Source organism: Kitasatospora sp. NPDC004614, assembly GCF_042873675.1.
Taxonomy (GTDB): Bacteria; Actinomycetota; Actinomycetes; order Streptomycetales; family Streptomycetaceae; genus Kitasatospora.
Window position 1 is genome coordinate 225,763 of sequence record NZ_JBIALR010000008.1, and the last position, 14,383, is coordinate 240,145.

General features: G+C 72.0%; 9 protein-coding genes. 4 read left to right on the forward strand and 5 right to left on the reverse strand.

Annotation, left to right across the window (positions count from 1 at the left end; all coding sequences use genetic code 11):
- The first annotated feature begins 1 nt into the window (after position 1).
- The 3 genes from ACFYST_RS19475 to ACFYST_RS19485 all read left to right on the forward strand — a co-directional run bounded on the left by ACFYST_RS19475 (position 2) and on the right by ACFYST_RS19485 (position 2,235).
- On the forward strand, positions 2 to 508 hold the full coding sequence (locus ACFYST_RS19475) for a GNAT family N-acetyltransferase (RefSeq protein ID WP_387863890.1): 507 nt from the start codon (positions 2 to 4) through the stop codon (positions 506 to 508).
- A 226-nt stretch (positions 509 to 734) separates the two neighbouring features.
- Complete coding sequence (locus ACFYST_RS19480) at positions 735 to 1,577, forward strand: hypothetical protein (RefSeq protein WP_387863893.1); 843 nt, start codon at positions 735 to 737, stop codon at positions 1,575 to 1,577.
- A 49-nt stretch (positions 1,578 to 1,626) separates the two neighbouring features.
- Positions 1,627 to 2,235 carry a hypothetical protein gene (locus ACFYST_RS19485; protein WP_387863895.1) on the forward strand — a complete coding sequence of 203 codons (609 nt, stop codon included), beginning with the start codon at positions 1,627 to 1,629 and terminating at the stop codon, positions 2,233 to 2,235.
- Positions 2,236 to 2,384: 149 nt separating this feature from the next.
- Here ACFYST_RS19485 and ACFYST_RS19490 read toward each other — a convergent pair whose 3' ends face one another.
- The 3 genes from ACFYST_RS19490 to ACFYST_RS19500 all read right to left on the reverse strand — a co-directional run bounded on the left by ACFYST_RS19490 (position 2,385) and on the right by ACFYST_RS19500 (position 7,555).
- A complete protein-coding gene (locus tag ACFYST_RS19490; protein WP_387645795.1) occupies positions 2,385 to 3,842 on the reverse strand; it encodes an aldehyde dehydrogenase family protein in 1,458 nt (485 codons plus the stop codon).
- A 57-nt stretch (positions 3,843 to 3,899) separates the two neighbouring features.
- A complete protein-coding gene (locus tag ACFYST_RS19495) occupies positions 3,900 to 4,769 on the reverse strand; it encodes a helix-turn-helix domain-containing protein (protein WP_387863898.1) in 870 nt (289 codons plus the stop codon).
- Positions 4,770 to 4,894: 125 nt separating this feature from the next.
- Positions 4,895 to 7,555, reverse strand: a complete 2,661-nt coding sequence (locus ACFYST_RS19500; RefSeq protein ID WP_387863900.1) for an ATP-binding protein — start codon at positions 7,553 to 7,555, stop codon at positions 4,895 to 4,897.
- Positions 7,556 to 7,652: 97 nt separating this feature from the next.
- On the opposite strand from ACFYST_RS19500, the gene ACFYST_RS19505 reads away from it, so the two are divergent.
- The gene (locus ACFYST_RS19505) at positions 7,653 to 8,018 is read left to right on the forward strand and encodes a nuclear transport factor 2 family protein (protein ID WP_387645804.1); all 366 of its coding nucleotides are present in this window, start codon (positions 7,653 to 7,655) and stop codon (positions 8,016 to 8,018) included.
- 301 nt (positions 8,019 to 8,319) lie between these two features.
- Here ACFYST_RS19505 and ACFYST_RS19510 read toward each other — a convergent pair whose 3' ends face one another.
- Both ACFYST_RS19510 and gltB read right to left on the reverse strand, forming a co-directional pair.
- Complete coding sequence (locus tag ACFYST_RS19510; RefSeq protein WP_387863903.1) at positions 8,320 to 9,780, reverse strand: glutamate synthase subunit beta; 1,461 nt, start codon at positions 9,778 to 9,780, stop codon at positions 8,320 to 8,322.
- A complete protein-coding gene (gltB, locus tag ACFYST_RS19515; protein WP_387863906.1) occupies positions 9,773 to 14,365 on the reverse strand; it encodes a glutamate synthase large subunit in 4,593 nt (1,530 codons plus the stop codon). Before gltB ends, ACFYST_RS19510 begins: the two co-directional genes overlap by 8 nt.
- Positions 14,366 to 14,383 lie beyond the last annotated feature (18 nt).

Below are 14,383 nucleotides of genomic sequence, written 5' to 3' on the forward strand. Positions count from 1 at the left end.
CATGCTGATCACCGACCGCCTCACCCTGCGCCCCTGGGAACCCGCCGACCGCGACCGCGCCTTCGACCTGTACTCCCGCTGGGAGGTGGCCCGTTGGCTCGGCCGCGAACCCCGCGCCCTCACCGAGCCCGCCGAAGCGGACGGGATCATCGCCCGCTTCCGCTCCCGCTGCACGCCGGACGGCCGGTACGGCGTCTGGGCGGTCGAGGTCCGCGAGACCGGTGTGATCGCCGGGACGCTGCTGCTGATCCCGATACCGGACGGCGCCGGCGAAATCGAGATCGGCTGGCACTTCCACCCGGACAGCTGGGGGCACGGCTACGCGACGGAGGCCGCGGCCGCGATCCGCGACCGCGCCTTCGCCGACGGACTCACGGAGCTGTACGCCGTCGTCCGCCCGGACAACACCCGGTCGATGGCGGTCTGCCACCGCCTGGGCATGACGCCACTCGGCCGCACCGACCGCTGGTACGAAACCGAGATGGAAGCGTTCCGCCTCGGCCAATAGGAGGCGAAACACAGGCGGGCGCGAATCCGGGGGCCCGGCACCTGCGCGCAGCCGGTCCCCGCCGCGTTCCACGGAACCGGATCACCGGGTGCCCCGTCCAACTCGCGATCGAGAAACGGACGTTGAGGGGACGATGGACATGCGTGGACGGATCGCCGTGGCGACGGTGACAGTGGCGCTACTGCTGGGCGGGTGCGCGAGCACCTCACCGACACAGACACCGGCGGTGGGAAGCAACGCGGCACTCGCGCCCAGCCCGGTCCCCGCCGGCCCCGAGGTGCACCCCGCCACCGGCGACGCGGCCCGGCGGGCGGCGGAGGTGACGGCCGCCTGGCCCGGCTCGCCCGCCCAACAGGTCTGGGAACACGGCTACTTCCCCACCGAGGACACCACCGAGTGGCTGGCCGACGGCGCGTTCCACAGCGGCGACGACAAGGCCGCCTACTACTCCGGCCGCTTCGACCTGAAGACCACCCTGCCGGTCGCCGTCTCCGGCACCGCCGAGGTGCAGTTCGCGGACGGCTCCCGGCTGACCCTGCCGCAGCGCACCGCACAGGCCGTCCTCGACTCGCTGACCGAGAAGGGCAGGGTCTGCCCCGGCGACTGCGGCGGCCGGCTGACCATCACCGCCGTCCAGCCCGGTACCACCACCGTGGCCACCAGCCGCGGCCAAGCGACCATCCCCGTCTGGGAGTTCACCATCACCGGCTACGACCGGCCGTTCCGCTACCCCGCCGTCCTCCCCCAGGCCCAGGCCGGCCCCGCGCACGGCCCCAACTCCGAACCCGGCTCCACCTGGCTGCGCTCGGTCTCCAGCGACGGCCTGGTCCTCACCGCCACTGTCCCGCACGGCACTTGCTCCACCCTCCTGCCCGGCGAGGTCTACGAGACCGACCAGGCCGTCGTCCTGATCGGCCGCACCGCCCCCGTCACCCCCGACCCCGACCACGTCTGCGACGCCGCCCTCCGCGCCACCCCGGTCGAGTTCCGCCTCTCCCACCCCCTCGGCACCCGCGCCGTCCTCGGCCTCGCCGACGGCCGCCCGCAGGCACTGCCCGGGCAGCGCTGACACCCGACTCGGGGCCGCCCGGTCGCACACCGCCCGCGCGGCGGACCTCTTGGTCACCGCCCACGTGGACCAGCAACTCGCCCAGCTGCGCACCGCGTTGCCCTGGGCGACCCCCCTGGGGACGACCGTGGCGGACATCTGCGAGACCTACCCGGCCAACACCGGCTTCACCCGCCGGACCTGGACCCCGGTGATGTGCACCAGAACCGGCACCGCCTACCTGGCCTTCGACGGCGACTTCCGCGAGCACCTCGCCCAGCTCGACACGACGCTGGCCACCGCAGGCTGGAAGCCCAAGCAGGGGCCGGGGGATCCACCCGGACTGGTCGCAGACTTCGACCGCATGCATCCAGTGGACGGCCCACCGGACAAGGCCACCATGCAATACACGCCGCCGATCCCCTCCGTCTTCGTGATCCCGCACGACAACGGCGCGTACCCGCTCGGGCCGCACGCGACGGTCGAGGTGGTGCAGGCCCCTCTCCTGCCGCGCATCGACGACGGAACGGCCGAGCACGACCGAACACTTGAGTATCCGACGGTCACGCCCACGCACTTCGTGGACTGGCAGCCGTACAGCCACACCCAGCTCTCCACCGCGTACCCGGCACACGGCGCGATCCTCGCCATCTCGGTCCGCCTGCCCTACAACACGTAGCTGGTGGGCGCGAAACCGGGGGCGCTGGGGGTACCCCCAGGCGAAGCCGAGGGGGCGGAACTGCGCGAAGCGGAAGGACCCGACCGCAAGATCGCGACGCAGGCCAATGACTCGCCATCGATCGCGACCTTGCGGATGGACAGCAACTCCTAGAACGGGAAGCGCGACCGCCCGTGCTGAATCGAGATCCACTTCACCGTCGTGAACGCGTCCACGCTGGTCTCACCGTTCAGTCGCCCCAGCCCCGAGTTCTTCTGCCCCCCGAACGGCACCAGCGGCTCGTCCGCGATGGTCCCGTCGTTGACGTGGATCATCCCGGTGTCGATGCGCTGCGCGAACCGCACGCCGCGCTCGACATCCGCAGTGTGAACGGCCCCGGACAGGCCGAAGGGCGTGTCGTTGGCGATCCGGACGGCCTCGTCCTCGCCGTCGAACGGAATCAGCAGCGCAACGGGCCCGAAGATCTCACGCTGCAGAATCGGCGCGTCCGCCGGAATGTCCGTCAGGACCGTCGGCTTCACCAGCGTGCCCACGGTCACCCCGTGCAGCAGCGGCCGAGCGCCGGCCGCGATCGCCTGGGAGACCTCCGCGGTGATCGACTCGGCCTGCGCGGAGTTGATGAGCGGCCCGAGCTGGGTGTCCGGGTCGCCGGGGTCGCCGGCCCGCAGGGAGGCGACCTTCGCGGTGAACTTCTCGCTGAACTCGGCGAACAGCGAACGGTCCACCAGGATCCGGTTGGCGGCCATGCAGATCTGCCCCTGGTGGACGAAGCGGCTGGCCACCGCAGCATCCACCGCGTAGTCGACGTCCGCGTCGTCGAGCACCACGAGGGCGCTGTTGCCGCCGAGTTCGAGCACGGTCCGCTTCAGGTGGCTCGCGGCGACGGTGGCGACGTGCCGGCCGACGGTGTCGGAGCCGGTGAAGGCGATCACCTTGGGCACGGGGTGCTCGATGAACACGTCGCCGATCTCGGCGATGTCGGTGAGGACGACGTTGAGCAGGCCGGCGGGCAGCCCGGCCTCCTCGAAGATCTTGGCGATAAGGGTGCCGCCGGCCACCGGCGCGTCCTGGTGGGGCTTGAGGACGACCGCGTTGCCGAGTGCGAGCGCGGGCGCGACAGCCTTCAGCGACAGGAAGACGGGGGCGTTGAACGGGCTGATCACGCCGACCACGCCGACCGGGAGGCGGTAGAGGCGGTTCTCCTTGCCGGGCACCGGGGAGGGCAGGATCTTGCCCTCGACGCGCATCGCGGTCGTCATGGACTCCCGCAGCATGTCCTTGACCAGCGAGAGTTCGAACGCGGACTTCATCAGGGTGCCGCCGAGTTCGACGGTCATCACCTCGAGGATCTCGGCCTCGCGGGCCTCCACCACCTGCAGTGCCCGCTCGAACACCAGTCGGCGCTCGTAGGGGCTGGTGGCGGCCCAGGCGGGCTGGGCCCGCTCGGCGGCGCGGTAGGCCTGGTCGATCTCCTCGGCGGTGGCGACGGTGAACGAGGCCAGCTTCTCCCCGCTGAAGGGATCGAGGTCCACGATGTCCCAGGAGCCGGTTCCCGGCCGCCACTGGCCGTCGATGTACTGCTGGGCGAGTTCCGCGATCAAGGACATGCGATCCCTTTCGGCGTTAACGATCACCTACTGACGGATCATCATCTTAATTGCGGGCTAGCTCTCCTGGAGGATCTCCGCCAGAAGAGACCGGGTCTCCTCCTCGGACAGCGCCGCCGCCGACACCCGGTCCAGCGCGGCCGCGTACTCGGCGACCTCGCTCGGCTTGTCCAGGTACAGCGCGGTGGTGAACTGCTCGACGTACACCACGTCCACCAGGTCCGGCTCCGGGAAGCACAGCACCGTGAACGCCCCGCTGTCCGCCGCCAGCGCGCCCATGCCCAGCGGCAGCACCCGCAGGCTGATGGTCTCGCGCAGCGACAGCTCGGCCAGCCGCGCCAGCTGACCGCGCATCACCTCCGGCCCGCCGCACGGCCGCCGCAGCGCCGTCTCGTCGACGATCAGCTCCAGCCGGGCGGTGGTGTCCGCCGCGAGGTACCGCTCCTGGCGGCGCAGCCGGACGGCCGCCCGCCGGGTGATCTCCTCCTCCGGCGCGCTGGGGCTGCCCGCCCGCATCACCGCGTGCACGTACTCGGGGGTCTGCAGCAGCCCGGGCACGAACTGCACCTCGTAGCTGCGCACCAGGTTCGCCGCGTCCTCCAGGTTGAGGTACGTCTGGAACCAGCCGGGGATGACGTCCCCGTAACCGTGCCACCAGGCCGGGGCGTTGGTCCCGCCGACCAGACCGAGCAACGCCGCCCGGGACTGCTCGTCCTCGACGCCGTACAGCGTCAGCAGGTCCGCCACGTCGCGCTGCTTGAAGCCGACCCGGCCGAGCTCCATCCGGCTTATCTTCGACTCGGAGGCGCGGATCGAGTAGCCCGCGTCCTCCCGGGTCACACCCCGGGCCTCGCGCAGGCGCCGCAACTGGGCACCCAACTGGATGCGACGCGCGGTCGCACCGCTGCCCGTCTGCAGGCCCGTCATGCAAACCTCCGCGCCGAACCAACAGTTGGACCCTGTAGGGATGCAGTCTGCCACTGCCCGGCGACACTCCGCGAGGGGCTTCCGGCATTTGGCCAAGCCGTTGCACAGTTGTACTGCAACGCCGCTCAGGACAGTGCCGGCAGCACCTCGGCAAGATCGGTGCGGGAACTCACCCCGAGCTTCGGATACGCCTTGTACAGATGGTGGCCGACGGTACGGGCGCTGAGGAAGAGCTGTGCGGCGATGTCCCGGTTGGACAGGCCCTGCGCGGCCAGCCGGACGATCTGCGACTCCTGCGGCGTCAGACCCGCCACCACCTTGACCGGGCCGCGCGCGGCGGGCGCGCCGGTGGCGTCCAGCTCCAGCCGGGCCCGCTCCGCCCAGGGCAGCGCGCCCAGTTGGCGCAGCGTCTGCTCGGCCGCCCGCAGTGGCACCCGGGCCTCCGCCTTGCGCCGGGCCCGGCGCAGCCACTCGCCGTACAGCAGCTCGGTGCGGGCCTGCTCCCACGGACGCGACTGCTCGGCGTGCCGGGCCAGCGCCGCCAGGTACAGCTCCTCCGCCAACTCCTCGGGGGCCAGCAGCGCGTGGCAGCGGTGCACCAGCGCCCGCGCCCACGGCAGGCCGCTGCGCCGCGCCCACCGCTCGTACCGGGCCAGCGGCTCGGCGACCTCCTCCGGCCGGCGCAGCCGCACCGCCGCCTCCACCAGGTCCGGCACCGAACGGACCGCCGACACCTGGAAGTTCTGCGCGCCGCCGGCCAGCGCCGCCAGCTGCGCGAAGGCGTCCTCGGCCCGGCCCGCGCCCAACTCCAGCACCCCGAGCGCCCACTGCGCCCACGGCATCCCGGAGGCGCCCCGGGCCCGCGCCAGCCCGGCGTGCTCCCGGCACCGGTCGTCCTCGCCGCGGGCCGCCGCCAGGTACGCCAGGAAGCCGTGCAACTGCCCGGTCCACAGCGGCTGCCCGCAGTCCTCGGCCAGCCGCAGCGCCTCCGCGGCGTGCTCGTCGGCGGTGCCCGGACGGCCGGTGAACAGCTCGGCCTCGGCCAGGAAGAACAGCAGCGTCGGCAGCGTCCCGAACGCGCCGCCCTCCCGCGCCTCCCGGACCAGCCGGCCCGCCAGGTCCAGCACCTCCTCGTCCCGGCCGGGCAGCAGGGCCGCCCCGCACGCCAACGCCAGATCGACCGGCGCCACGGCCCCGGCGGCCCGCGCCGCCCGTTCGGCCTCCGCCAGTTCCGGCACGTCCGACGCGTCCCCCAGCGCCGCCGTCACGTACCGCACCACCGGCGCCAGCGGATCGTCCGCAGGCAGAGCGAGCCCGCCGAGTGCCTCCAGCGTCCGGCGCACCGCCTGCGCGTCGTGGTACCAGGCCGCGTGCACCGCCTGCACCAGCACCCGGGCCGCCGGGCCGGGCGCGAAGTCCGCCACCAGGCTCGCCGCCTCCACCAGCCGCCGGTGCGCGGAACGGTGCTCGCCCCGCCAGAACTCCGCCACCCCGCGGGCGAACAGCAGGTGCGCCCGGGTCTTCGCGTCCAGCCCGGGGCCGTCCGCCGCCGACGCCAGCGCCTCGGCCCGGGCCACCTCGCCCGCCTCCAGCGCGGCCTCCACCGCCTCCACCGTCAACTCCCGCGCCCGCAACGGGTCCGGGCTCAGCCGCGCGGCCCGCTCGTACGCCGCCGACGCACCCAGGTGGCCGCCGCGCCACGCCGCGCCCGCCGCCGCCGCCGCCAGCTCCTCCGCCACCGCCGCGTCCCGGCCGGTCGCCGCGAGGGCCAGGTGCCAGGCCCGGCACAGCGGCGCCCGCTCGCCGTACGCCTGCGCGAGGGCGGTGTGCGCGGCCAGCCGGTCCACCAGCGGGGCCCGGTCGATCAGTGCCGAACGCAGCATCGGATGCCGGAAGGTCACCCGGTCGGCGCCCAACTCGACCCGCACCAGCCCCTGTTGCTCGGCGGGCGCGAGGTCCGCCACGGTCAGCCCGCACTCGGCCGCCGCACGCAGCAGCACCTCCAGCGAACCGGACTCCTCCAACGCCGCCAGCAGCAGCCACTGCTGTGTCCCGCCGGGCAGGCGGCTGACCTGCCCGTGGTACGTCAGCCGCAGCCGCCCCGCCGGGGGCAGCACACCGGCGACCTCGCCCGCCGAAAGCTCCAGCAGCGCCAGGGGGTTGCCCTGAGCCGCCTTCAACACCTGGTCGGTGTCGGCGAGTTCGGGCGCGACGGCGGCCAGCAGCTCGGCGGCGGCCCGGTCGCTCAGCGGCTCCACCCGCAACTCGGGCAGCCCGGGCAACTCCGGGCCGTCCGTCCGGGTCGCCAGCAGCAGCGCCACCGCCTCCGCACCCAGCCGGCGGGCCGCGACCTGCAGCACCGCCACGGACTCCCGGTCCGCCCACTGCACGTCGTCCACCAGGCACAGCAGCGGCCCCTGCTCGGCGAGATCGCCCAGCAGCGTCAGCACCGCCAGCCCCACCAGCAGCCGATCCCCCGCCGGACCGTCCGACAGCCCCAACACCCGTTCCAGCGCCGCCCGCTGAGGCCCCGGCAGCTCCGGCACCCGGTCCAGCACCGGCGCCAGCAGCTGACTCAGCGCCGCGTACGGCAACCGGGCCTCCGACTCCACGCCCGTCGCCCGCAACACCCGTCCCGGGGCGCTCACGGCCGCCTCGGCCAGCAACGCGCTCTTCCCGACCCCCGGCTCCCCACGCAGCACCAGCACCCCGGCCCGGCCCGCAACTGCCGCCTCCAGCAGCCGGCCGACCGCCGCCTGCTCCGCCCCCCGCCCGTACAGCACCATGCCCCGCACCCTACCTATGCACGACTGATTCGCCGTCCGCGCAAGCTCCGTAACGTCTTGTCCCGCAAGGAAGAAACCACCCGGAACGGAGCCCACCATGGACCTGCACAACATCGTCGAGCGCTACCTCGCCGTCTGGAACGAGACCGACCCGACCGCCCGCCGCAAGCTCATCGACGACGTCTGGGCCACCGACGGCACCTACACCGACCCCCTGACCGCCACCCGCGGCCGCGACGAGTTCGACGCCACCCTGGCCGCCGTCCAGTCCCAGTTCCCCGGCCTCACCTTCCGCCTCGGCGGCCCCGTCGACACCCACCACAACGTCGCCCGCTTCACCTGGGAACTCGCCCAGGAAGGCGCGGACGAGGCCCTGGTGATCGGCTTCGACGTCCTCACGGCAACGGAGGACGGCCGCATCGCGACTGTCGTCGGCTTCCTGGACAAGGTGCCGAGCGCGTAGAGCCTAGGCAGGCGGCTGCGAAAACAGGGGCGCTGGGGGTACCCCCAGGCGAAGCCGAGGGGGCGGAACTGCGCGACAAGCGCACACCACATCCGCAAGGTCGCGATCACGTGCAAGTCGTTGTCCCGCGTCGCGATCTTGCGGTCGGGTGCCTTCCGCTTCGCGCAGTTCCCCGCGCCCCGGTTTCGCACCCTTCCGCCCTTCCAGAAAAACAACGACGCCTGCCCTAAACCTGGTCGGGGAAAGGGGCAGGCGTCGACCGGATCCCGACGACTCTGGCGGGTCGGTGTTTGTGAGGTGGTCAGACCACCAGGGGACGGTCGGTCGGCTTGATCGGCGCGGGGAGCGCCGTCTTGCCGCCCAGGTAGGTGTCGACCGCCGCGGCGGCCGAACGGCCTTCCGCGATCGCCCAGACGATCAGCGACTGGCCGCGACCGGCGTCACCGCAAACGTACACCCCATCAACGTTGGTGCCGAACTTGCCGTCACGGGCGACGTTTCCGCGGGCGTCGAGCTCGACACCCAGCTGCTCCACGAGACCGTTCTTGACGTCCGTCCCGGTGAAACCCATGGCGAGGGTGACCAGCTGAGCGGGAATCACCTTCTCGCTCCCGGGCACGGGCTCGAACTTGCCGTCCTTGAAGGCGACTTCGACCAGGTGCAGCTCCTGCACGTTCCCGCCCGCGTCGCCCGCGAAGTGGGTCGTGGAGACCGAGTAGATCCGCTCCCCGCCCTCCTCGTGCGCGGAGGTCACCTTGTACGTCATCGGCATGGTCGGCCACGGCTGCCCGGCCGGACGCAAGTCCGAAGGCCGCGGCATGATCTCCAACTGGGTGACGGACGCGGCGCCTTGACGGTGCGCGGTGCCGACGCAGTCGGCACCGGTGTCGCCGCCGCCGATGACGACGACGTGCTTGCCCTTGGCCGAGATCGGGGAGTCGACGTAGTCGCCCTCCTGGACCTTGTTGGCCAGCGGCAGGTACTCCATCGCCTGGTGGATGCCGTTCAACTCCCGTCCGGGGACGGGCAGATCGCGCGCGGTGGTGGCGCCGGCCGCGATCACCACGGCGTCGAAGCGGGAGCGCAGGTCCTGCCCGGTGAGGTCGACGCCGACCTCGACGCCGGTGCGGAACCGGGTGCCTTCGGCGCGCATCTGCTCGATGCGGCGGTTGATGTGGCGCTTCTCCATCTTGAACTCGGGGATGCCGTAGCGCAGCAGTCCGCCGATCCGGTCGGCGCGTTCGTAGACGACGACGGTGTGCCCGGCCCGGGTGAGCTGCTGGGCGGCGGCCAGGCCGGACGGGCCGGAGCCCACCACGGCGACGGTCTTGCCGGACAGCCGCTCGGGGACCTGCGCGGTGACGCCGCCCCGGTCCCAGGCCTTGTCGATGATGGTGACTTCGACGTTCTTGATGGTCACCGCGTCCTGGTTGATGCCGAGCACGCATGCGGACTCGCACGGGGCGGGGCACAGGCGGCCGGTGAACTCCGGGAAGTTGTTGGTGGCGTGCAGGCGCTCGATGGCGCCGACGAAGTCGTCCCGGTAGGCGAGGTCGTTCCACTCGGGGATGAGGTTCCCGAGCGGGCAGCCGTTGTGGCAGAACGGGATGCCGCAGTCCATGCAGCGTCCGGCCTGCTTGGTGATGATCGGAAGGAGGCTGCGCTCGACGTAGACCTCGTTCCAGTCGCGCAGTCGCACGTCCACCGGACGGCGCTCCGCCAGCTGCTTGGGCGTGGTCAGGAAGCCCTTGGGGTCAGCCACGTGCCGCCTCCATCATCTTCGCGGTGGTGTCGGCCTCGGAGAGGCCATCGCGCTCAGCGGCGTCCTTGGCGGCGAGCACTGCCTTGTAGTCGGTCGGCATGATCGTGGAGAAGCGGGAGACTCCGCTGCCCCAGTCGGCGAGGAGTTCGGCGGCGACGGTGGAGCCGGTCTCCTCGTAGTGCTGCTGCACGGTCTCGCGCAGCCATTCGCGGTCGGCGGCGTTGGGGGCCTCGATGCCCACCATGCCGCTGTTGACGTTGGCGGGGCGCAGGTCCAGCACGTAGGCGATGCCGCCGGACATGCCCGCCGCCAGGTTGCGGCCGGTCTCGCCGAGGATGACGACCCGGCCGCCGGTCATGTACTCGAGGCCGTGGTCGCCCACGCCCTCCACCACCAGGGTGGCACCGGAGTTGCGGACGGCAAAACGCTCACCGGCCTTGCCGCGCAGGTGGATCCGGCCCGCGGTGGCGCCGTAGCCGATGGTGTTGCCGGCGATCACGTGGTGCTGCGCGTCGGCGCCGATCGCGGCGGCGTCGCGGGCCGGGCGGATCACGATCACGCCGCCGGACAGGCCCTTGCCGACGTAGTCGTTGGCGTCCCCCTCGAGTCGCAGCGTCACGCCGCGCGGGACGAACGCACCGAACGACTGGCCGGCCGAGCCGGTGAAGGTGACGTCGATGGTGCCCTCGGGCAGGCCCTCGCCGCGGTGCTTCTTGGTGACCCGGTGGCCGAGCATGGTGCCGACGGTCCGGTTGACGTTGCGGATCGGCAGCTGGATGCGGACTGCGTCGCCGCGCTCCAGGGCGTCCTCGGCCAGTTCGATCAGCTGGTTGTCGAGCGCCTTGTCCAGCGCGTGGTCCTGCTCGGTGGTCCGGTGCAGCGCGGCACCCTCGGGCAGTTCGGGGACGTGGAACAGCGGGGCCAGGTCGAGCCCGGCGGCCTTCCAGTGGTCGATCGCGGCCCGGGCGTCGATGTGCTCGGCGTGGCCGACGGCCTCCTCGATCGAGCGGAAGCCCAGTTCGGCGAGCAGCTCGCGGACCTCTTCGGCGATGAACTCGAAGAAGTTGACCACGAATTCGGGCTTGCCGGTGAACCGCTCGCGCAGCACCGGGTTCTGGGTGGCGACGCCGACCGGGCAGGTGTCGAGGTGGCAGACCCGCATCATGATGCAGCCGGAGACCACCAGCGGGGCGGTCGCGAAGCCGAACTCCTCGGCGCCGAGCAGGGCGGCGATGACCACGTCGCGGCCGGTCTTCAGCTGGCCGTCGGTCTGCACGACGATGCGGTCGCGCAGGCCGTTGAGCAGCAGGGTCTGCTGGGTCTCGGCGAGGCCGAGCTCCCAGGGGCCGCCGGCGTGCTTGAGACTCGTGAGGGGAGACGCACCGGTGCCGCCGTCGTGACCGGAGATCAGCACCACGTCCGCGTGCGCCTTGGACACACCCGCGGCGACCGTACCGACGCCGACCTCCGACACCAGCTTCACGTGGATGCGGGCGTCCGGGTTGGCGTTCTTGAGGTCGTGGATCAGCTGAGCCAGGTCCTCGATCGAGTAGATGTCGTGGTGCGGCGGCGGGGAGATCAGGCCGACGCCCGGGGTGGAGTGCCGGGTCTTCGCCACCCACGGGTAGACCTTGTGGCCGGGCAGCTGGCCGCCCTCGCCGGGCTTGGCGCCCTGGGCCATCTTGATCTGGATGTCGTCGGCGTTGACCAGGTACTCGGAGGTGACGCCGAACCGGCCGGACGCGACCTGCTTGATCGCCGAGCGGCGCTCGGGGTCGTGCAGGCGCTCCGGGTCCTCGCCGCCCTCACCGGTGTTGGACTTGCCGCCGAGCCGGTTCATCGCGATCGCGAGCGTCTCGTGCGCCTCCATCGAGATGGAGCCGTACGACATCGCGCCGGTGGAGAACCGCTTGACGATCTCGGAGACCGGCTCGACCTCGTCGACGGAGATCGGGGTGCGGCCGAGCCCGTCCAGCTGGAACAGGCCGCGCAGCGTCATCAGCCGCTCGGACTGGGCGTTCACCCGGTCCGTGTACTGCTTGAAGACGTCGTAGCGCTTGGTGCGGGTGGAGTGCTGGAGCCGGAACACCGTCTCCGGGTCGAACAGGTGCGGCTCGCCCTCGCGGCGCCACTGGTACTCGCCGCCGATCTCCAGCGCGCGGTGCGCGGCGGAGATGCCGGACGCCGGGTACGCCTTGGCGTGCCGGGCGGCGGTCTCCTTGGCGATCTCGTCCAGGCCGATGCCGCCGAGCTTGGTGGTGGTACCCGCGAAGTACGCGTTCACCAGTTCCTGGGACAGGCCGATGGCCTCGAAGACCTGCGCGCCGCGGTAGGAGGCGACGGTGGAGATGCCCATCTTGGACATCACCTTCAGCACGCCCTTGCCGAGCGCCTTGATCAGGTTCTTGATCGCCTTCTCGGGCTCGCCCTTGACGAACACGCCCTGGGACACCAGGTCCTCGACGGACTCCATCGCCAGGTACGGGTTGACCGCGCCGGCGCCGTAGCCGATCAGCAGCGCGACGTGGTGCACCTCGCGGACGTCACCGGCCTCGACCAGCAGCGACACCTGGGTGCGCTGCTTGGTGCGGATCAGGTGGTGGTGGATCGCCGAGGTGAGCAGCAGCGACGGGATCGGGGCGTGCTCGGCGTCCGAGTGCCGGTCGGAGAGCACGATGATCCGGGCCCCCTCGGCGATCGCCGCGTCGGCCTCGGCGGCGATCTCGGCGAGCCGGGCGGCCAGGCCCTGGCCACCCGTCGCGACCTTGTACAGGCCGGAGAGGGTGACGGCCTTCAGGCCGGGCTGGTCGCCGTCCGCGTTGATGTGGATCAGCTTGGCCAGCTCGTCGTTGTCGATCACCGGGAAGGTGATGCCGACCGAGCGGCAGTGCGCCGGGGTGGCGTCCAGCAGGTTGCCCTCGGGGCCGAGGTTGCTGTGCAGCGAGGTGACCAGCTCTTCGCGGATGGCGTCCAGCGGCGGGTTGGTGACCTGGGCGAACAGCTGGGTGAAGTAGTCGAACAGCAGGCGCGGCTTCTCGCTGAGCGCGGCGATCGGCGAGTCGGTGCCCATCGAACCGAGCGCCTCGGCGCCGGTCTTGGCCATCGGCGCGAGGATGACCCGCAGCTCCTCCTCGGTGTAGCCGAAGGTCTGCTGCCGGCGGGTCACCGAGGCGTGGGTGTGGGCGATGTGCTCGCGCTCGGGGAGCTTGGCGAGCTGGATCTGCCCGGCGGCGACCCACTCCTCGTACGGGTTCTCGGCGGCGAGGGCGGACTTGATCTCCTCGTCCTCGACGATCCGGTGCTCGGCGGTGTCGATCAGGAACATCCGGCCGGGCTGCAGGCGGCCCTTCTTGACGACCTTGTCCTGCTCGATGTCGAGCACGCCGACCTCGGAGGAGAGCACGACCAGCCCGTCCTCGGTGATCCAGTACCGGGCCGGGCGCAGGCCGTTGCGGTCGAGGACGGCGCCGATCCGGGTGCCGTCGGTGAAGGTGACGCAGGCCGGGCCGTCCCAGGGCTCCATCAGGTTGGAGTGGTACTGGTAGAACGCGCGGCGGGCCGGGTCCATGGTGGCGTGGTTCTCCCACGCCTCCGGGATCATCATCAGCACCGCGTGCGGCAGCGAGCGGCCGCCGAGGTGGAGCAGCTCCAGCACCTCGTCGAAGGACGCCGAGTCGGAGTGCTCCGGGGTGCAGACCGGGAAGATCCGGCCCAGGTCGCCGGGGATCAGGTCGGTGGCGAGCTGGGACTCCCGGGCGGTCATCCAGTTGCGGTTGCCCTTGACCGTGTTGATCTCGCCGTTGTGCGCGACGAAGCGGTACGGGTGGGCGAGCGGCCAGCTCGGGAAGGTGTTGGTGGAGAACCGCGAGTGCACCAGGCCGACCGCGGAGGCGTACAGCCGGTCCGACAGGTCGGGGAAGAACGGCTCCAGCTGCCCGGTGGTCAGCATGCCCTTGTAGACCAGGGTCCGCGCGGACAGCGACGGGAAGTACACCCCGGCCTCCCGCTCGGAGCGCTTGCGCACCACGAACGCGACCCGGTCCAGCTCGATGCCCGCGCGCTCGCCGTGCGACAGGAACAACTGCCGGAAGCGCGGCATGACGGAGCGGGCGGTGGAGCCCAGCAGCTCGGGGGCGGTCGGGACCTCGCGCCAGCCGAGGACGGTCAGGCCCTCCTCGGCGGCGATCGCGCCGATCCGGGCGACGGCGGCGTCGGTCGCCTCGTCGTCCTGCGGCAGGAAGGCGATGCCGACCGCGTAGGAGCCGGCGGCGGGGAGTTCGAAGTCGACGTTGGCGCGCAGGAAGGCGTCGGGGATCTGGGTCAGGATGCCCGCGCCGTCACCGGAGTCGGGCTCGGCGCCGGTGGCGCCGCGGTGCTCCAGGTTGCGCAGCACGGTCAGTGCCTGCTCGACGATCCGGTGGTCGGCGACACCGGTCAGCGTGGCCACGAAGCCGACGCCGCAGGCGTCGTGCTCGTTGCGCGGGTCGTACAGACCCTGGGCCTGGGGACGCGCGTCCGGAACGAGGGCGTAGGGGCCGGTGGCCCGGGCGTCCTCGTGGCCGGAGTGCATGGATGCAGACAGCATCGGCTCTCCCGTCGTCGT